At 49.5% G+C, this 19,101-nt stretch carries 17 protein-coding genes; 8 read left to right on the top strand and 9 right to left on the bottom strand.

Annotated features, from left to right (window positions below; genetic code table 11):
- Positions 1-3: 3 nt before the first annotated feature.
- The 4 genes from E1189_RS16005 to E1189_RS15990 form a co-directional block, all read right to left on the bottom strand.
- Positions 4-393 carry a hypothetical protein gene (locus E1189_RS16005; protein ID WP_155161406.1) on the bottom strand — a complete coding sequence of 130 codons (390 nt, stop codon included), beginning with the start codon at positions 391-393 and terminating at the stop codon, positions 4-6.
- Positions 394-460: 67 nt separating this feature from the next.
- Positions 461-1,006 carry a PqiC family protein gene (locus E1189_RS16000; protein ID WP_155161404.1) on the bottom strand — a complete coding sequence of 182 codons (546 nt, stop codon included), beginning with the start codon at positions 1,004-1,006 and terminating at the stop codon, positions 461-463.
- Position 1,007: 1 nt separating this feature from the next.
- A complete protein-coding gene (pqiB, locus tag E1189_RS15995; RefSeq protein ID WP_155161401.1) occupies positions 1,008-2,636 on the bottom strand; it encodes an intermembrane transport protein PqiB in 1,629 nt (542 codons plus the stop codon).
- Positions 2,633-3,832, bottom strand: coding sequence for a paraquat-inducible protein A (locus E1189_RS15990; protein ID WP_155161399.1), 1,200 nt, complete (start codon positions 3,830-3,832; stop codon positions 2,633-2,635). Before E1189_RS15990 ends, pqiB begins: the two co-directional genes overlap by 4 nt.
- A gap of 171 nt (positions 3,833-4,003) precedes the next feature.
- On the opposite strand from E1189_RS15990, the gene E1189_RS15985 reads away from it, so the two are divergent.
- The 7 genes from E1189_RS15985 to E1189_RS15955 all read left to right on the top strand — a co-directional run bounded on the left by E1189_RS15985 (position 4,004) and on the right by E1189_RS15955 (position 11,336).
- The gene (locus E1189_RS15985; RefSeq protein ID WP_155161397.1) at positions 4,004-5,308 is read left to right on the top strand and encodes an extracellular solute-binding protein; all 1,305 of its coding nucleotides are present in this window, start codon (positions 4,004-4,006) and stop codon (positions 5,306-5,308) included.
- A 111-nt stretch (positions 5,309-5,419) separates the two neighbouring features.
- Positions 5,420-6,268, top strand: coding sequence for an ABC transporter permease subunit (locus E1189_RS15980; RefSeq protein ID WP_329602079.1), 849 nt, complete (start codon positions 5,420-5,422; stop codon positions 6,266-6,268).
- Between the two features lie 14 nt (positions 6,269-6,282).
- Positions 6,283-7,134 carry a sn-glycerol-3-phosphate ABC transporter permease UgpE gene (gene ugpE / locus E1189_RS15975; protein WP_329602078.1) on the top strand — a complete coding sequence of 284 codons (852 nt, stop codon included), beginning with the start codon at positions 6,283-6,285 and terminating at the stop codon, positions 7,132-7,134.
- Positions 7,135-7,146: 12 nt separating this feature from the next.
- Positions 7,147-8,256, top strand: a complete 1,110-nt coding sequence (gene ugpC, locus E1189_RS15970) for a sn-glycerol-3-phosphate ABC transporter ATP-binding protein UgpC (RefSeq protein WP_155161392.1) — start codon at positions 7,147-7,149, stop codon at positions 8,254-8,256.
- A 161-nt stretch (positions 8,257-8,417) separates the two neighbouring features.
- Positions 8,418-10,076: an energy-dependent translational throttle protein EttA gene (gene ettA, locus E1189_RS15965; protein WP_155161390.1), complete on the top strand. Its 1,659-nt coding sequence runs from the start codon at positions 8,418-8,420 to the stop codon at positions 10,074-10,076.
- A 188-nt stretch (positions 10,077-10,264) separates the two neighbouring features.
- Positions 10,265-10,858: a lipid-binding SYLF domain-containing protein gene (locus E1189_RS15960; protein WP_230460443.1), complete on the top strand. Its 594-nt coding sequence runs from the start codon at positions 10,265-10,267 to the stop codon at positions 10,856-10,858.
- Positions 10,859-10,919: 61 nt separating this feature from the next.
- Positions 10,920-11,336 (top strand): RING finger domain-containing protein, encoded by a 417-nt coding sequence (locus E1189_RS15955; RefSeq protein WP_155161388.1) that lies wholly within the window; start codon positions 10,920-10,922, stop codon positions 11,334-11,336.
- Positions 11,337-11,446: 110 nt separating this feature from the next.
- Here E1189_RS15955 and galE read toward each other — a convergent pair whose 3' ends face one another.
- The 5 genes from galE to E1189_RS15930 form a co-directional block, all read right to left on the bottom strand.
- Positions 11,447-12,463 (bottom strand): UDP-glucose 4-epimerase GalE, encoded by a 1,017-nt coding sequence (gene galE, locus E1189_RS15950; RefSeq protein ID WP_329602077.1) that lies wholly within the window; start codon positions 12,461-12,463, stop codon positions 11,447-11,449.
- A gap of 370 nt (positions 12,464-12,833) precedes the next feature.
- Positions 12,834-14,210, bottom strand: coding sequence for an MATE family efflux transporter (locus E1189_RS15945; protein WP_155161384.1), 1,377 nt, complete (start codon positions 14,208-14,210; stop codon positions 12,834-12,836).
- Positions 14,211-14,316: 106 nt separating this feature from the next.
- Positions 14,317-14,973 carry a dioxygenase family protein gene (locus tag E1189_RS15940; protein WP_196221475.1) on the bottom strand — a complete coding sequence of 219 codons (657 nt, stop codon included), beginning with the start codon at positions 14,971-14,973 and terminating at the stop codon, positions 14,317-14,319.
- A 31-nt stretch (positions 14,974-15,004) separates the two neighbouring features.
- A complete protein-coding gene (locus E1189_RS15935; protein WP_329602076.1) occupies positions 15,005-16,204 on the bottom strand; it encodes a dicarboxylate/amino acid:cation symporter in 1,200 nt (399 codons plus the stop codon).
- Positions 16,205-16,277: 73 nt separating this feature from the next.
- A complete protein-coding gene (locus E1189_RS15930; protein ID WP_155161377.1) occupies positions 16,278-18,317 on the bottom strand; it encodes a protein kinase domain-containing protein in 2,040 nt (679 codons plus the stop codon).
- Positions 18,318-18,454: 137 nt separating this feature from the next.
- Between E1189_RS15930 and thiE the strand changes: the two genes are divergently transcribed.
- Positions 18,455-19,090, top strand: coding sequence for a thiamine phosphate synthase (gene thiE, locus E1189_RS15925; RefSeq protein WP_155161375.1), 636 nt, complete (start codon positions 18,455-18,457; stop codon positions 19,088-19,090).
- Positions 19,091-19,101: the final 11 nt, after the last annotated feature.

Here is a 19,101-nt window from a genome sequence, read left to right as displayed (position 1 = left end):
GAACTATTTCATATTCACGTGCACGTTATCAGGCAGGCGCCACATTGCACCTGTTGCAGGGTCAACAATAAACCAGCCAATAAGTCCACCTACAAAAATGTTGCCACCCAAGTACCAGCCATCAATTTTTGAATCCAGGATTTCAGCTCCCTTTTTATCGCCTTTTTCTGCTTTGACTGTGTAGGTTTGCCCATCAAAAAAACCATCATAAGCGGGCAGAGTAACAACATCAGGAGTTTGACCAGTGGCGACTTCAACACCATTTTCATCCTTGATGGTGTAATTAACATTTTTTTCACTGGCAGTAATACGAACCGGGTAATCACTTTTAGAAACGATAGAAGCACAGCCTGTGAGACTTAGCAGGAGTGCAGCAATAAGTAAGTTCTTCATCGTGTATAGGTACATATGTGAAATGTCTGCATATTGTTACAGACACTAAAAGCCACAAAAATCGTGGTTAATCGCACCCTGAGCTCAAATGCCTGTTAAGTACCCAAGCCAACTCCCCAAACATATCCGGTACCACTCCAGCAACATCCGAATAGTCAGTAAAAGCGTTCTCCCTCATCAGCCGAAAGCGCTGCCCAACAAACCCATTGCCTCGATCCACACGAATCTCGCCGCTAATCTCCACTGTTCCGCTGGAGAAGATATTCAGTCGCTGCACATCCACTTCAACAGACAAAAGCTTCCCTGGTGCAACCTGCTCAAGCTGCTGCCTCAGAACATACTTGATGGCCTTATCCAGAGGCTCAGCCCAGTAATAGTTATCACTGAACTGCACCTTGCCATTGCCTACTGAAATAGCCAGCTGGGGCTGGCGCAGGTAGTCAGCCACTGTCACCCTTACAGTCTTATTGCTAACCGGTTGCAGAGACACATTCTCGCTCTGCACAGGTGCAGACTCATTCAGCAAAAGGTAAACAGGCGCTGTCGTATTGCTGGCGCAACCTGTGAGGAACAATAGAGCCAGCAAAACCGGGGCTTTAACAATCTTCAGCATTTTATTGGCCCTGAGCCGGTTGAGGATCCTTTTCAGGCTCCCGATTGAATATCAGAGAATTAGGCTGTTGACTGAGCTCTCGCACTATAGGTTTGAGCTGCCACACCAATGTTTGCAGGCTGTTCAGTGTGCCCTGCAGGTCTTTATAAGCAGCGCCTTGTGCAGAGTAATCACCGAGTAACTTCCGGGCCGTTTTCAGAGTTTGCGCAGCACTGTCAGGCAGCTGTTTTGTGTTTTTGTCATCCAGAAGACTATGGAGACTGGCCATGCTTTTTTCTGCAGCACTCAGAGTGCGATTCAAGTCCGCTACGGTTTTCTCAAGGGGAAGATCGTTCAGCTTTGTGAGCAGCGTGGAAACCTGTTCACCAATCCCAGAAAACTCTCCGGGCTTTGTCGGCAGAACCGGATAGTTGTGAAACATTGTCAACTTCACTTTTTTGGTGGCTTCGTGCTCATAAAAATCCACATCCACAAACTTGCCACCGGTTAACAGGTTGCCAGATTTCAACGAGGCGCGCATACCTTCATGAATAGCATCGTTAAGCATTTGGACGACCTCCTTCTTTGAGGCTCCCGGTTTACCGATTCGTTCCGGCTGAACAGAGATCACTACAGGGATCGCATTTTTCTGGCTGCCCACCTTCTTGGTGAAAATATCCAAAGCGATCCGCTTCACATAACCGATTTTGATACCACGAAAGCTCACCTCAGCACCGGGCTCCAGCCCTCGTACTGTTTCATCAAACAGCAACACAAAATCATAACCGACCGAGTACTCCTGCTCCGTTGTGCTGTTGAAATCAGGATAAAGCTTAAAGATATGATTATCGCTCACTGGCACACTGGCTGTTGCGCCTTCTGGTGTCGCAAAAGCAACACCTCCACTTAGCACGGTTTCCAAGCCTTCCATTCGTAGGACAACGCCAGCCGCATCGGCCTTTAAATCAATACCACTGGCATTCCAGAACCGGGTTTCGTCTGATACAAGCTGGTTGTAAGGCTCGTTGATAAACAGCTGATAGCGTACCTGCCGGTTTTTGAGGTCAAAGCTTACCTCTTCTACTTTGCCCACCTGAAAACCGCTATAAAGAACAGGATCGCCAATACTTAGCGAACCCCGTTTGTGACTATAGAGAGACACCCGCAAACCCGCAGCATCCGGCTGCGACACCGGCGGATTCTCATCCCCCACAAACCGCTCCGCAGACACATCGCTGGTACCAGGGCTCAACTCAATATAGGTACCGGAGAGCAAGGTGCTTAAACCGGAGATTCCGCCAGCAGACACCCGTGGTCGCACAATCCAGAAGCGGGTGTCGTCGTGAATCAGCTTTGTGCTTTCGGCTGTCATCTGAACCGTGGCATTAATCCCGCTCAAGTCATTATCAAGCTGAACCCCAACAACTTCACCCACCACCACATTGCGGAACTTCACCTGTGTTTTACCCGATTCAATGCCATCAGCCGTATGAAAGCTGATAGTAATTCTCGGCCCCATATGGGAGTAGTGATACCACAGCATCCAGCCGCCAATCATCAGGGCTAACAGCGGCAACAACCACAAAATGGAGAGTTTACGCCCTCGTACAACACGGGCTTCAGGCATGGAGGTCGACTCGGTTTTCATCATTGGACATGTCCGTGGGCTGAAGCTGGATTTAAACAATCTTTGGAAGATTGTTGGTTTTGTTGAAGACGATCTGCTTCAGACCAGATGGTTTTTGGATCAAAGCTCTCCGCCGCCAGCATGGTTAGCACAACCACAGCCAAAAATGCATACACGGCAGGCCCCACATAAAAGGCCACCAGCGTATTAAACTGCACAAGGGACACCAGCATGACCACCACAAACACATCAATCATGGACCAGCGCCCAAAGAGTTCAGTCAGCCGATATAGCGCTATACGTTCCTTTTGTCGTGTATCCATGCCCCGTTGAACGCTGATAAACAGAAAGGCCAAAGAGAGAATCTTGGCTACGGGCACAAAAATACTGGCAAAGAAAACGACACAGGCCACAGGGTAAGACCCCATCTCCCACAGCACCACAACCCCTCCCATAATGGTGCTCGGGCTGCTTTTGCCTAAGACCGTGGTGACAGTGATCGGGAGAAGATTTGCAGGGATAAAACAAATGGCAGCGGCTATCAGTAAAGCCCAGCAACGCTGCAGCATTATCGACGGGTTAACAGGGGCCTTCTGACTTTCAAGAGAGTGATTATCCGTAAACCAGGATTCCAGTTGATGGTGATCAAGGCTGGCCATAGCCATAATCAAACAAAGACTGAAGGCGATATAAGCGACAAAGGAAAGGCCGGGCACAACACTCGCCAAAGATGACAGTTTCACCAGCGACACCAACACACCCACCAGAAAAACATCCGCCATATTCCAGCCAATAAACCACTCCAGCACCTTCTCCAGCCAGAGCGTGTGTTTGGGGGCCTGATGGGTAAAACGGTAAACCAGCACACAGTAGGCCAACGCAATCAGCAAACCTGCGGGCAAAACACCCACCATCAGCCCGGTAATCACTGCCAGAAACCCATAGCCCTGCTGCCAAACGGTTTCCAGCCCTGAGAGCAGCGTCATATGCTGAATGCGGCCAGATATTTCCAGCGTCAGAAATGGAAAGACAAACGACATGGCTAACATAATCAGCCCGGCAAGGGAAAAGCCAAGCACGCGGTCTTCAAAGCCGGGGCGATTAGTAATCAGCGTCCCGTCACATCGGACGCACTGTACACGATAACCACTTTCGGCATGGGGAATCGTCCGGGGAGCAAGCTGCTTAATTCCACATTCATGGCAGGCTAACACCCGCATTGATTACACCTGTAATTTGATAGGGATAAAAATTTCGCGGGGAGGCTAGCATAAGCGGTATCCATGGTCACCAAACGAAAACATTTTTATAGGGTAAGGTTTTTGTATAGTCACAAAACCGTCATAAGTGGCTCTTAGACTCCACCTGAACATCCAACAGGCAGAGTCATAATGAAAACAACATTCCTGAAAGCAATTGCGGTCGCTGGTTTAACCGCATCCTCCATCGCGGCTCACGCTGTGACAGAGCTAACCTTCTGGCACGCCATGGCCGGTCGTAATGGTGAGATGGTGACGACCATCGTTAACCAGTTCAACGAAAGTCAGAGTGAATACAGGCTGACCGCCATCAACAAAGGCGGGTATGAAGATACGATGACAGCAGGTATCGCAGCCTTTCGGGCCAGAAATGCTCCCCATATTATCCAGGTGTTCGATGCCGGTGCCGCCACAATCATTAACGCGAAAGGTGCGGTGTATCCGGTTCAGGATCTGCTGGAAGACAGTGGTGCGGCATTTGACAAAAATGACTACCTGTCCGGCGTTCGCTACTTCTATGCGGATTCTGACGGGAAAATGATCGGAATGCCTTTTAACAGCTCCACTCCTTTGCTGTATTACAACAAGGAAGCGCTGAAGAAAGCCGGTATTGCCGAGCCTCCAGCTACCTGGGAAGAATTTGAGACCATCGCACCCAAACTGAAAGCGGCCGGTTACACTGCACTGTCTCAGTCCCACAGCCCCTGGATATTCTCCGAGAACTTCCACTCTCGTCATAACCTGCCAATGGCTACCGGCAATAACGGTTACGACACCACTGACGTAAAAATTCTTTATAACAATGATGCCCTGAAAATGCACTGGTCCAAAGTCAAGGACTGGCTGGATGAAGGCTACTACGGTTACTACGGCCGTAACTGGGGTGATAACCAGGATGCCTTTGTTCAGGGAAAAGTCGCTATGTGGCTGGGTTCTTCCGGCTCCTTCGGCAACCTGAAGCAAACGACAGACTTCGAGTTCGGCACAACCTTCCTGCCCTACTGGAGCAACCTGATTGATGAACCCAAAAGCACCTTTATCGGCGGTGCGGCACTTTTCAGTTTTTCAGGACACAGTAAAGATGAATACAAAGGCGTTGCCGAGTTCTTCAAGTTCCTGACCAGCCCGGAAACCCAGCTGCTCTGGCACAAAGAAACCGGTTATGTCGCCATTACTAACGCGGCTTACGATCTGGCCCAAAAAACCAACCTCTACAAAGAGATGCCAGATGCAGAAGTAGGCATGCTGCAGCTGAGCCAGGAATCCGGCGAATGGAGCAAAGGCTACCGCCTGGGCTACTACGTGCAGATTCGTGAAAGTCTGTTCAAAAACTACGAACGCCTGCTCTCTGGCCAAACCAGTGTTGACTCAGCCTTTCATGCCATTGAGCAAGAGTCCAACCGATTACTGAGACGCTTTAACGCGACGTATAAATAAAGCGCACAAGTAAGAAACCGATACGGTGTGCCGGCTCTGTTTCGGCACTCTTTCATACTCACGGAAAATATCGAGTCGTCTGTGCAAAGCCATCCGTTTAAACACAGCTGGGTGCCGTATATTTTTGTCGCCCCGCAGATCATTATCATCCTGATCTTCTTTCTCTGGCCCGCTGGTCAGGCGGTGCAACAATCGTTTTATAGGGAGGATGCCTTTGGCCTGTCCAGTGAGTTTGTTGGCTTTCTGAACTATGCCGAGGTGCTGGATGACCCTGAGTACACCAGCACGGTACTGTTCACTCTGCTGTTTTCCGCACTGGTGACAGTCTTTTCCATCGCTCTGTCATTGCTTCTGGCGGTGCAGGCCAATCAGGTGATTCGTGGGGCTGACACTTATAAAACGCTGCTGATGTGGGCCTACGCCATTGCCCCACCCGCTGCGGGATTGATTGGCGGCTTGCTATTCAGCCCGCTTGTGGGGGACCTGTATCAACTGTTGAATAACATCGGTTTTGATTTCAACCACAACCGTAATAGCAGTGATGCCATATTTGTGGTGGTACTGATCGCGGTCTGGAAACAACTCAGCATTAACTTTATTTTCTTTCTTTCCGGCCTGCAGAGCGTACCGAACTCTGTTTTAGAAGCGGCACGTATTGACTGCCCCGGAGCGATTAAGCGCTTCTGGACGATTACTTTCCCACTGCTGGCGCCAACCACATTCTTTTTGCTGGTGATTAACACCACCTACGCATTCTTCGAAACCTTCGGCATTATCGACCTGACCACAAAAGGCGGCCCGGGAGGTTCTACGACGACACTTGTCTATAAAATTTATCAGGATGGATTCCTGGGAGCTGACTTTGGTGGCAGCTCTGCACAGTCCGTCATGCTTATGGTTTTTGTGGTGGTGCTAACAGTGTTCCAGTTCAAATTTATCGACAAAAAAGTGCACTATTGATGCAGGTGAAAACAGTGATCAATAAAAAACGTCTGCAGGCTCTGTTTCGCCACAGTGTGTTAATAAGCGGAGCGCTTTTTTTAGTGATGCCCTTGTGGATTGCATTGATGTCATCCACCCATAGCCCAGAGGCGCTATTCAGGGAGGGGCTGCAGTTTCTTCCGGGGAGCTATGGCTATGAGACTTACAGCCAGATACTGATGGGTTCCGACCTGCTTTCCGCACCCGCCTGGCGCATGCTGCTGAACAGCCTGATTCTGGGGCTGGGGTTTGCCATAGGTAAAGTCATTATTTCAATGATTGCCGCTTATGCCCTGGTGTACTTCCGCTTCCCTCTGGCTGTGCCACTGTTCTGGATGATATTCATGACACTGCTGCTACCTCTGGAAGTGCGTATCATTCCTTCCTATGAGGTTGTGGCCAAACTGAATCTGCTGAACAGCTATACCGGCCTGATTGTCCCTTTGATCGCTTCGGCCACCGGCACGTTCTTCTTTCGCCAGTTCTACCGATCCGTTCCGGCGGAGTTGCTTGAAGCCGCACGCATCGACGGCGCAGGCCCACTGCGTTTCTTTATAGATATTCTTATTCCACTTTCAACCACCATGATGGCAGCCATTTTTATCATCATGTTTGTAGCAGGCTGGAATCAGTATCTCTGGCCCCTGCTTATGACCACTGACCCGGAATATTACAGCATTGTGATTGGTATTCGTCAGGTCTTCCAGACTCTCAATGAGGGCGGCACGTTACCTCAGTTTAATATCGCTTTTGGCTTAACTGTACTGGCCACTATCCCGCCTGTTCTGGTTGTTGTTATCTTCCAGAAGATGTTTGTCAAAGGGCTTGTGGAAACCGAAAAATAACAGGACTTCAGAATGGCTCAGGTAAGTTTTCATCAACTGGCAAAAACCTACGACAATGGTTTTCAGGCAATTCACGGTATTGATCTTGAAATCAACGACGGAGAGTTTGTCGTCATCGTTGGCCCATCGGGCTGTGGCAAATCAACACTGCTGCGTATGGTTGCCGGCCTGGAAGAGATCACCTCTGGCAAATTGCTCATTGACGAAACATTCGTCAATGAGCGGGAACCGGCAGAGCGGGACATCGCTATGGTGTTTCAAAACTATGCCCTGTATCCCCATATGACCGTTTTCAACAATATGGCCTACGGCCTGAAAAACAGAAAAGTGCCCAAGGACAAAATTGCCTCAAAGGTTCAACAGGCGGCAGAGGTTCTTCAACTGACGCACCTTCTTGATCGTAAGCCCGGCCAGCTGTCCGGTGGTCAGCGTCAGCGTGTGGCTATGGGACGGGCGATTGTCCGTGACCCGAAGCTGTTTCTGTTTGACGAGCCTCTCTCTAACCTTGATGCCAAGCTTCGTGGACAAATGCGCATCGAGATCAAAAAACTGCAGCGTCAGCTGGGCACCACCGCACTTTATGTGACCCATGATCAGATTGAAGCCATGACACTGGCTGACCGGCTGGTGGTTATGGATAACGGCCACCCCGAACAAACAGGAACTCCGGAAGAGCTTTACAGTCGTCCGGCCACCCGATTTGTGGCAGGCTTTCTGGGTACGCCGTCTATCAATTTTCTTGATGTTCAGCTCACTGCCACAGGTGCGCAGTTATCCAACGGCGAACACATCAAGATTGCCGGTGTATCAGACTCGCGCACCATCACCCTCGGCTTACGTGCTGAAGACCTGACGTGCAGCACACCGGCACAGGCAGACTTTACAATGTCCGTAGAGTTGGTGGAGCAGCTTGGCTCAGAGCTGCAGGCTGTTGGTGTTCTGCAAGGTACGACGGAAAAGCTGATTGTGAAGCTGAACAAATCAGAGCACTTAGAAGAGGGCATGACACTTCCCCTGAAGATTAACCGTAACCACTGGCACTGGTTTGACGCTGATACCGGACAACGGGTGGATAGTCTATTCACCACTCAAAACGCTCCTCAACAGGCCATTGCCGTATAAGATTCGTTTTTAAAAGTTACACCGGCCACCCGGGCAAACCCTGTGGTGGTCGATCAGGCCAGATTCCCGGACGGGAATCACCGGAATGATTGCCCTATTCCCCTCTATTCAGTATGTTTAGCGGTTTACTTCATTCCTTCCTTTCCGAGAGACATTGTCTGATGGCTCAATACGTTTATACCATGAACCGCGTCAGTAAGATCGTGCCACCCAAGCGCACGATCCTGAAGGATATTTCCCTGTCCTTCTTCCCCGGCGCGAAAATTGGTGTCCTCGGCCTTAACGGTGCCGGTAAGTCCACTCTGCTGCGCATCATGGCGGGTGTTGATCAGGAGTTCGACGGTGAAGCCCGTCCACAACCTGATCTGAATGTTGGCTACCTGCCACAGGAGCCAGAACTCGATCCAAACAAAACTGTTCGTGAAGTGGTTGAAGAAGCCCTGAGCGAGCTGAAAGAAGCCCAGACCAAGCTGGACGCTGTTTACGCAGCCTACGCAGAGCCTGATGCCGACTTCGACAAACTGGCCAAAGAACAGGCCAAGTGGGAAAACATTATCCAGGCCGCCGACGCCCACAACATCGAGCGTAAGCTGGATGTGGCCGCCGATGCCCTGCGTCTTCCAGAGTGGGATGCCAACGTTGCCAATCTCTCCGGTGGTGAACGTCGTCGTGTAGCCCTGTGTCGTTTATTACTGTCCAACCCGGACATGCTGCTGCTGGACGAACCTACCAACCACCTGGACGCTGAATCTGTAGGCTGGCTGGAACGATTCCTGTGCGAATACCCCGGTACTGTTGTGGCGATCACCCACGATCGCTACTTCCTCGACAATGCGGCTAACTGGATTCTGGAACTGGACCGTGGATACGGTATTCCATGGGAAGGCAACTACAGCAACTGGCTGGAGCAGAAAGAAGCCCGCCTGGAAACTGAGCAGAAACAGCAGGACGCTCACCGCAAAGCCATGGCCCACGAACTGGAATGGGCACGTTCTAACGCCAAGGGTCGTCAGTCCAAGTCCAAGGCGCGTCTGGCACGCTTTGAAGAGATGCAGTCACAGGAATTCCAGGCCCGTAACGAAACCAACGAAATCTACATTCCACCCGGCCCACGTCTGGGTGACAAGGTGATCGAGGTTAACGGCATATCCAAGGGCTTTGATGGCCGCCTGCTGATCGACGACCTGAGCTTCAGCGTTCCCAAGGGTGCCATTGTCGGCATCATCGGTGGTAACGGTGCCGGTAAGTCCACTCTGTTCAAGATGATCACCGGTCAGGAACAACCTGATGCCGGTTCCATCGAGCTGGGTGAAACCGTGAAGATCTCCAACGTGCAGCAGCTGCGTGATGATCTGGACGACACCAAAACTGTATGGGAAGCAATTTCCGACGGTCAGGACATCCTGCGCATCAACAACTATGAAGTACCTTCCCGCAACTACATTGGTCGCTTTAACTTCAAGGGCGGTGATCAGCAGAAGCGTGTGGGTGAATTGTCTGGTGGTGAGCGTGGTCGTCTGCAACTGGCCGCAACCCTGAAGCACGGCGGTAACGTACTGCTGTTGGACGAACCCTCCAACGACCTGGACGTAGAAACCCTGCGTGCACTGGAAGAAGCCATGCTGGCCTTCCCCGGCTGCGCCATGGTGATCTCCCACGACCGCTGGTTCCTCGACCGCGTAGCCACTCACATTCTGGCTTACGAAGGTGATTCCAAGGTGACCTTCTTTGAAGGTAACTACACCGAGTACGAGGCTTCATTACCCGAAGAACAGAAGCTTAATCCGCATCGAATGAAGTACAAGAGGATTGATGGCTGAAGCTGCAGTTGTGAAACTCTTCGTCGGGCATTGAAGCTAAAAAATTTCTGAACCGGGGAGCTCCTGCTCGCCGGGCAGAGTTTCTGAAACTGCGGATACCAGACTGGTGTGCTACTTTGCAGGTTTTGGGATGCGGCTTTTATATACGATCATTGTCGTTGTTTGTAGTGTAAAATAAGCCTTCTCATATGATTTTTTTAGTGAAGAAAGGGTACACCATGTCAACGTTCCGCCTTACCACTATTTTTTTGCTGATTTTTACTCTGGTCGGCTGTGCATCAATGGGCGATGGTAGTAAAGCAGAAAAACAGCGGGAGATCCTTAAAATGAAGGATGAGGTTCTAGCGCAGCTCTTTGCTAAAAAACCAAATACCCGTGCACAGATCAATTCAGCCCCAGGCTATGCCGTTTTCAGCAACGCTAATATTAATCTTATCCTTTTGTCGGCTGGCACTGGTTACGGCGTAGTGACAAATAGGCAGACTAAGCAACATACATATATGAATATGGCAGAAGCTGGTGTGGGCTTAGGGCTTGGTGCCAAGGATTACCGCATTGTGATGGTATTCCACACAGCGGCTGCCATGAATCACTTTATTGACAATGGTTGGACTTTTGGCGGTAATGCCGATGCTTCTGCTAAAGCAGCTAAGAAAGGCGGCTCGCTCGAAGGCGAAGCCTATTACGGTGACGTTACAGTGTATACCATGACAGAAACCGGTTTAGCCCTGCAAGCCACCATCAAAGGCACTAAATTCTGGAAAGATAAAGAGTTGAATTAATTTGGAATATACATGGTGAGAACTGGCTCCGTTCCAGCTCTCACCTAAAGGTAAGTAAGGCATGAAAACCCTTATCATTTTTTTATCTTATATAACCCTAATGAGCCAACAGCTACAAGCAAATGAAACCTGCGCAATATGCCTATGCAATATTGAAGGTGATGCAAAAACCTTAGAGTGCCATCACATTTTTCATAGCGATTGTATTGAGTATTGCCTTTCCGTTAATCCGATTTGCCCAATGTGTGGAAGACCAAGCAAAGAAGAAATAAAAAGATATGTAAATCGACTATATTTTAGGCACTCATGTGAAATGACAATCCTCCAGAGAATCCAAGATGAGCAGCGACAAGGAACTAGAACATTTGAAAAACAAGTACTAATTCAAAAGCAGAGAGAAGAACGAGATCAATTAAGAGAAAGTCACAAACAAGAAATAGACCGTTTAAAGGATTTATTAGAGCAAGATTATGATTGAGAGCATAACGAGTCCATGTAGCCTGCGTGTGAGGCGCCGAAGGCGTCTCAGGCAGCTTGTTGCCGTACGCGATGATGTGCGGACTCTTGAAAACGGGGCGAACCATCCCATCACATCAGTGAAGATTTATGGCTCAACCATGCATGGCTGAGCATATCATTAAGCTGGTATTCAGGTTTCCAATTGAGCTGTTGAAGAGCGCGTGTGTTATCGGCATAGCAGGCGTCAACATCTCCTTCACGTCGTTGCCCCCTTCTTTGTTTAATAGTTAGCCCTGTCTCCTGGATGAAAGCATCCACTACCTGCTGTGTGCTATAACCCTTCCCAAGACCCAGATTGAATATATAAACACCATCGTTATCGGGTTCATATTTCAGGGCTTGAAGGTGACCTCGGGCAAGATCGACAACATGGATATAGTCCCGAATGCCTGTTCCGTCCGGAGTATTGTATCCTCCATATATCGTCAGTTCAGGGCGCTTTCCACTGACAGTTTCAAGAATAGCGGGTAACAGATTCGCAGCCTCTTTTTTAGGGCGATCACCCAACAGGCCAGATTTGTGAGCACCAATAGGGTTGAAGTAGCGAAGAACAACGACGATTCCACCATTCTTTTTCTGCCATGCATGCAAATTCTTCTCAATCTCTACTTTGTTTTTTCCATACTGACTTTGAGGGCTCAAAGGTGCTGTTTCCAGCATAGGTAAAATAGCCGAGTTTCCGTATACTGTTGCTGATGAACTGAAAATAAAATGTTTCACTCCTGCCCGCTCCATAGCACTGAGCAAATGGCTGGTTCCTGTTACGTTTACTGCCCTGTAAAGATCAGGTTCTCGTTCAGACTCCGCAACAGATTTCAACCCTGCGCAATGTATAACAGTGCTTATAGCGCTGTACTCCTGAAACACTTTATCCATTTGTGCTGGCTCTGTTATATCCCCCTCAAAAAGATCAACCCTCCCCTTGCCAGCAGCAAGTCGACTGACAGAGTCTATAACATCCCGCGAGGCATTTGAGCCATTATCAAAAACCACAACAGAATGACCTTCCTCCATGAGTTCCAGTACGACATGGGAGCCGATATAGCCCAGGCCTCCTGTGACCAAAATGGTGTCAGCATTGCTCACTGGGCACATTAAGATAAGTACCCGGACCATTGCTTTCGCATAGTCTGGCGGCGTCTTTTTCCGCCCTTGCTGCGTCACAACTCTTATCACGTAGCGGGCTACGCTCCCGACGCTGTTCCTTGAAGAGCGAAAAAATCCACTCGCCATCATTATGCGAAAGCAATGGCCCGGGTACTTAAACAACAGGAATAAAGAACCTGGAAACCAACTATGCATGCGAACCTCCAAGTATCCAGGAGATAAGAACTCTTTGCAGACAACTCAAATGACATTAACATGCCACCTAAGTACCCGAGCCGCTCTCCAAGGAATAAGGGGTTGGGTACTTATCATAGCCAGAGAAACAAAAAACGATTGTCAGAATGTCTTCTCAGGCTGCCTGCGCATACTCTGCTTTCGCTTTCAACGTCTCTTCCTGCTCGAGCTTCAGCCACTCCTTGCGTAGAAAACCCAGCACCAGCAAACTGGAGAGCATATCCGACACTGGATAAGCCATCCACACTCCAGCAACCTGATAAAAGTGCCCCAGAATAAAGATCAGCGGAATCAATAAAACAATCTGCCGGCTTATGGTTAAACACAAGGCATAAAGCGGCTTACCCACCGCCTGAAAATAACCACTGCCAATGATCTGAACAGGAATCAGCGGCATAAACAAAGTTAGAGTACGAAGGCCCAGCGTGCCGTACTCCATCACCAGCGGTTCATCAGTAAATACGCCAATAGCGGCTTCCGGAAATAAAAACACTGAGCCACCAATAAAGACGTTCAGAATCGAGGTGGTTTTGATAGAGGTCAGAAGACTTTCTTTAACACGGTCATAACGCCTGGCACCGTAGTTATAGCCTGCCACGGGAAGAAAACCTTGCGTCGTTCCCATGGTCGGAACCATCATCAGGGAGAAAATACGGTTGATAACTCCATACACTGCAACGGCCATACTGCCGCCGTACAGGTAAAGGTTATAGTTCAGGGCAACCACCATCATGCTGCCCGCACCTTGTCGTGCAAGGGAGGATGCTCCCAGAGAAAGGATCTCCTTCAACAGAGGTTTCTCCCACACCATATCTTTCAGGGAGAAACTGAAAATACTACGTCCCCGGGAATAAAAGTGCAGGGAGTAAAGCAACGATAAAGCCTGTGAGATAACAGTCGCGATAGCCGCACCGGTCAGCCCCATACCAAATCCAGCAATCAGAACAGCATCGAGGATGACATTCAAAATAGCGCCGAACCACATGCCTCCCATGGCCTGACGGCTGTGGCCCTCAGCCCGCAGAATACTGTTCAGGCACATCCATACGCCAACAAAGGGAATGCCAAGCAGAGCAGTGCGGTAATAAGTGCGGGCATAAGGCAACATATCACCCCGGGCACCGAAGGCTGCCAAAACCTCATCGGTAAACAAATAACCGAACACTGTGAGAAGAACACAGATGACTGCTGCAGAGGAAACAGCATTCCCAAATGCTCTGTGAGCCTGCGGGCGGTTTTCAGCCCCCAAAGCACGGGAAATCACCGAACCCGCGCCTATGCCAATGGCCATGCCAAAGGTGGGCAACAGATTCAGAACAGGAATAACAATGGAGACCCCGGCAATTGCCAGGGGGCCGGCAAAGCGTCCTACAAAGATGGTATCCACAACGTTGTAAAGCATGATGGACATTAGCCCGGCACCAGCGGGCAAAGACATGTTCCATAGTAACTGGCCAACCGGTTGCGTCCCCAGTTTTTTGAGGTGATCCATAATGCTGCCTGGTTTCTCTTTTTAATTCTGAGTAAGCTGAACCAAGCAATCATATTCTCCCTCTTATAAACTGGGAGTGAGTAGTTATACCTGCATTGCCGCTTATTTAAATCACGATATCAAAGTGCGCCCTCATCGGGAGACTCTGATTTTCCGGTTCCTCCACCCTTGCCGTGAGCAGTGCGCACTGTTTCTCCGTTTTCTTGTAAAGCACCAGATCAAACCGATTCGTCAGCTCGAACAAGTCAAAAAACATCTGTGAAGTGAAGGGTTCCTGCCCGGGAATTGTAACAGTGAAATGTACATGGGGCGCACGAAAAGCCACCAGCCCTCGCTCAGCATCGGCTCGTGCTGGAACAGGGTAAGAGCCCGGCAGAATTGTGTGGAAAATATAGGCGCCATTGTCGCCGGTCATATACCGGCCTTCATAACGAAAGTTTGGGTCACGCCAACCTTTTCTTGCCTCGTTGGGATGGTTGTAGATGCCATTCACACAAGCCTGCCAGATCACAACCTCCGCGCCACTGTAAGGTTCACAATCTTCATTTACCACTTGACCTGATAATGTCATTTTCTGGCCAACCGCTTCTGGGCCATTAGGGTAAACACGGGTAAGGTCGTTCTCGAGAAATGGTTTATTCAAAGGTTTCATAGGGCCAGCCCCACTGGCAGGTACTTTTATACACTGACCACCATATACACTGGACGCGCCTGCCAGTGCGCTGGCGGTAACAAGGTTGCCTAAAAAGCGTCTTCTTTTCATTTCTATCTCCAGGAAATAGCTGATTATTCGCCTATCCCTGACTTTGATTCTCGGTATGGCGATGCCGGGAGTCGCCTTCGGCATGTTCCCATCTGTCCGCTCCGATATAATCCACAATCGTAGCAATAGCCCCATCACCAGTTACATTACAGGCAGTACCAAAACTGTCCTGAGCCAGATAAAGCGCAATCATTAAAGCTACGGCAGAGTCATCAAAACCCAGCATGCTCACCAACAAACCGATAGAGGCCATCACCGCACCACCGGGAATACCCGGTGCCGCCACCAGTGTTACTCCCAGTGTCATCAAAAAGGGAAAGAATACGCCAATACTCACCAGGCCTGTCGCCGACATCAGCATCACAGCCGAGGCGCACACTGTCAGGGTAATTGCACTGCCAGAGAGATGAATCGTGGCACATAGGGGAATTGCGAAATCTACAACATGAGCATTGAGGCGCAGCTTGCGGGCGCAGTCTACGGTAACCGGGATGGCAGCCGCACTGGACAGCGTTCCTACCGCTGTAATATAGCTGGGCATCATGATTTTCATCATATTCAACGGGTTACGGCCCGTTCCTGCTCCCACAATAGAGAACAGTATCAACAACCATACCCAATGCAGAATGATAGCCATGCCCAAAACCCAGGCAAAAGTTGAGAGTGTTGAGAACACAGTGCCAGACGCGCCCATTTCCGCGAAAACTGAACAGATATAAAGAGGAAGCCCCGGAAGTATGACCTTCAAAAGAACAAGTTCAACAATATCTCGAGCATGATCCATCAGCTCAAGCAACTCCCTGCTTCGGGTAACGGACACACCCATACCAAACATAAAAGCAGTGACCAGTGCTGTGGCGACGCTGAGGATAGGAGGTAAATCTATTGAAATCCAGGGTGTGATAATGGCTCCCTGAGTGACATTTTCAGCGGAAGTGTTCACCAGTACAGGAAGAACTTCTCTGGCAACCAGAAATGCCAACACGCCCGCAGCAATGGTTGAGGCATAGGAAAAAAACAGTGTCAATCCCAGCATGCGACCAGAGCCTTTTTGCATGCTGCCGATTCCGGACATCACATAAAACAAAATGATAAGAGGCACAGTGAAATTCAAAAACTCTCCGAAGACTCCTTTGAATGTCACCAAAGCCTTTGTAACAACCTCCGGCAAAAACAGTCCAATGAGCACCCCAGCAACAATCCCCAGCACTAATCTGATTATTAGTTTCACGTGTCGAACAACCTTTCTTATCAATCTTGGGAAAGCATAGACGGATTTACCATAGGGTTTGCTAACTATTCTGTTAACGGGATCTGGGAGATGTTCTCTCCTGCAGAAACTTATGTTTCAGCAGATCTCTGGCCGTGGGGCGCCTGTCCATATCCTGGCTCAGCATACTATTGAGGAAATTAAACAACTCTGAATCTGTATCCAGATAGTTTCCAAGGTCAAACGGTTCACGATTTCTATTCGCCACCATCAGGGCACGCCCTGCTATGTCAGCTCCTTTTATTTTGAAATTGCGAATCCAGTTAAGCCCTACTGTTCCCAAAGCCCAGATATCTGTTTTATGGGATGTTTTCTTCCAGCTATATCGATTGGGATCCAAGTAAGTATCCGTACCGCGCTGAGGGTAGGCGTGCCCGCTTTTATCTAAATGGCGTGCCACACCAAAATCAATCAGTCGAACAACATCGCTTTCATCTTTCACCAAATTGGCATCGCTGATATCAAAGTGAGCGACACCTGCATTCTCTGCTGCCTCAACCGCCTTCAGCGCATCCGTCATCATGGTTTTAAACTCCCTGAGGTTTTTCGGTGGATTTTCACGTGTGACCGCTCCTCCATATTCCTCAATCATGAGCAATCGCGTCTGATCACTGCCCGATCTCTCCAGCCAGCTGTCGTGATACTTCACTATATTTTTGTGATTTAAGTGGGAAAGAATATGAGCTTCCTCCGCAAGGTGAAGAAAACAATACTGATTGGTTGAACATATGGGTTTCCATGGGGCTGATTTTCTTACCCATGACTTTCCTGACCGATCTTGTACAAGCTCAACCGTTGGTTTTTTTTCTCCCGCCAGATTAGCTTCTGTCTTTAAAACCTTCGTAACTGTGTAGCTGTGAGAGTGATGGAGCCACTGATTTAAAAGCGCCTCACCAGCATCAACAGACTGCCGGACAACAGTAACGGCCAATTGATGGAATAACTCTTCAGCCCACAAAGCAGCCCAGTAAGGCAAACGAAACTGGTGGGAAAGGCCAGAGACTTCCGGCTCGTAGATACTGTTTACAAGGGACAATTGCCCCGGCAATCCGGGTGACCAAGACTGGCTACCGGAAAAGCGTAAATACCCTGTTCCCACTAAAGCGTGGAGAGGCGCAAGATGCAATGTCTTCTCCCCTGTAATGGTTAAAGCTTCGTCTACAGCACAGTTGCAGGCTTTACCGGCAACTATCTCAGCAACACAGTACAGGTTCTCAGGAGATAAGGCTGAAAGCAGATTCCGCTCTCTGCGCAACTCGCCGGTTACAGAGTATGCTTTGCGGAAAAAGTGTTTTATCCATTCACCTTTCCCCTCACCTCTCTCCTCACCTCTCTCCTCACCTCTCCCCTCTCGTTCCTGAAACCATCTGAGAAACAGTTCACCCTCTGCCCTTTCAAGTATTTGCAGCTGCTTCACGCCATGTTTTAAAAGAGTGTGCACAAGATAAGCCAGTGCCATCTCCCAGGAGCTCTTGCACTGAAAGTCAACAGGAGCTGCGAGAGGGGTCACTTCAATACGGGACACATCAGTGTCCGAGAGGCTGGTGTTCGTTGACTCCGCAAAGAACACATCAATAAAGACAGATTGTTCCAGCCGGTTTCCCATATAAAACGGAATGTGCCCTAAGTGATCTCCCATTTTAATATTGAGATAACGACTGCGAGCTTCCCCGTAAGTCGCCAGCCCCAGTGTAACTGCACGCCGCAATGAGTTGAGCCAGTACCAGAAATCGAGAGGTTTCAGTAAAGTCCCTTCCCGAAACCAGCGTTTTAGTTTCTGGTAACTGTATTCTGATATATACCCCTCAGCCCGAGCCATGCCAAACACCATAAAGTGATGCATCAGCTTGGGAAGAATGGCCTCTGCCCCGGCCTGCAGCAGGGTGCTGACAACCTGATGGGGTAAATGGACACCCTGAACAAATACCGTCTGTTCTTTGTAACGAATAAATGTGCCCGACGGTGTGACATAAATCGGAGAGCTGGCAAACACATTATACGTTTTCAGGTTTTGCTCATCGACCAAATCGACGGCCTGCGCCGCTCCTGTATAGGCGATTACAATGAGCAGCATTACAACATGAGCAAAAGAGTTCAAAGCTTTCCGTTATCCGTTTTTATTATTCGCGGCAAGAGTAGTTCAAAAGCTTGTTTTCCTGCCACTCCCCACTAACAATACCCGCCAATACTCATTCTTGTTTTAGGACTCCCATGTCTGTTCCAGCCCTGCGTGGCCTTTATGGCATTACTGATTCCAAACTTATGCCTGATGATGCAACCCTCGAAGAGCGTGTGATGGCAGCCATTGATGGTGGCATGACTATTCTCCAGTACCGGGATAAAAGCCAGGATCAGGAACGCCGTCTGCGTCAGGCTAAAATGCTGATGGCGCTGTGCGACAGGGCTGGCGTTCTGTTCTTAATCAATGACGATGTGGATCTGGCTGAAGCCTGCGGTGCCCACGGTGTTCACCTCGGTCAGAGCGATGAAGGTCTCACCAGTGCCCGTAAGCGGCTGGGAGAAAGAGCCATTATTGGTATCACCTGTGAAAACTCACTGGCGCTGGCACGCACGGCTACAGCGCAGGGAGCGGACTATATTGCCTTCGGTCGCTTCTTCCCTTCTGTTACAAAACCCGATGCCAAACCCGCACCGCTCTCCCTGCTGAACGAAGCCCGAAAAGAGTTCCGGCTGCCAGTGGTAGCTATCGGCGGAATTACCAGAGATAATGCGCCGCAACTCGTAGAAGCTGGTGCGGATATGCTGGCGGTAGTGAACGATCTGTTCTCTCCCGAAACGCCGGCTACGATTACCCGTCGCGCCCAAAGCTATCACCAACTCTTTTAGACAGGACCCAA

This window comes from Parendozoicomonas verongulae (genome assembly GCF_009711465.1).
GTDB classification, from domain to species: domain Bacteria; phylum Pseudomonadota; class Gammaproteobacteria; order Pseudomonadales; family Endozoicomonadaceae; genus Sansalvadorimonas; species Sansalvadorimonas verongulae.
The sequence above is the reverse complement of the archived record's forward strand: the minus strand, read 5'-3'. Positions and strand labels throughout refer to the sequence as shown.

What these genes read in the sequence shown, in the direction of transcription:
- E1189_RS16005 (WP_155161406.1), bottom strand. Translation starts at nt 393, where the DNA reads ATGAAGAACTTACTTATTGCTGCACTCCTGCTAAGTCTCACAGGCTGT.
- E1189_RS16000 (WP_155161404.1), bottom strand. Translation starts at nt 1,006, where the DNA reads ATGCTGAAGATTGTTAAAGCCCCGGTTTTGCTGGCTCTATTGTTCCTC.
- pqiB (WP_155161401.1), bottom strand. Translation starts at nt 2,636, where the DNA reads ATGATGAAAACCGAGTCGACCTCCATGCCTGAAGCCCGTGTTGTACGA.
- E1189_RS15990 (WP_155161399.1), bottom strand. Translation starts at nt 3,832, where the DNA reads ATGCGGGTGTTAGCCTGCCATGAATGTGGAATTAAGCAGCTTGCTCCC.
- E1189_RS15985 (WP_155161397.1), top strand. Translation starts at nt 4,004, where the DNA reads ATGAAAACAACATTCCTGAAAGCAATTGCGGTCGCTGGTTTAACCGCA.
- ugpC (WP_155161392.1), top strand. Translation starts at nt 7,147, where the DNA reads ATGGCTCAGGTAAGTTTTCATCAACTGGCAAAAACCTACGACAATGGT.
- ettA (WP_155161390.1), top strand. Translation starts at nt 8,418, where the DNA reads ATGGCTCAATACGTTTATACCATGAACCGCGTCAGTAAGATCGTGCCA.
- E1189_RS15960 (WP_230460443.1), top strand. Translation starts at nt 10,265, where the DNA reads ATGATTTTTTTAGTGAAGAAAGGGTACACCATGTCAACGTTCCGCCTT.
- E1189_RS15955 (WP_155161388.1), top strand. Translation starts at nt 10,920, where the DNA reads ATGAAAACCCTTATCATTTTTTTATCTTATATAACCCTAATGAGCCAA.
- E1189_RS15945 (WP_155161384.1), bottom strand. Translation starts at nt 14,210, where the DNA reads ATGGATCACCTCAAAAAACTGGGGACGCAACCGGTTGGCCAGTTACTA.
- E1189_RS15940 (WP_196221475.1), bottom strand. Translation starts at nt 14,973, where the DNA reads ATGAAAAGAAGACGCTTTTTAGGCAACCTTGTTACCGCCAGCGCACTG.
- E1189_RS15930 (WP_155161377.1), bottom strand. Translation starts at nt 18,317, where the DNA reads ATGCTGCTCATTGTAATCGCCTATACAGGAGCGGCGCAGGCCGTCGAT.
- thiE (WP_155161375.1), top strand. Translation starts at nt 18,455, where the DNA reads ATGTCTGTTCCAGCCCTGCGTGGCCTTTATGGCATTACTGATTCCAAA.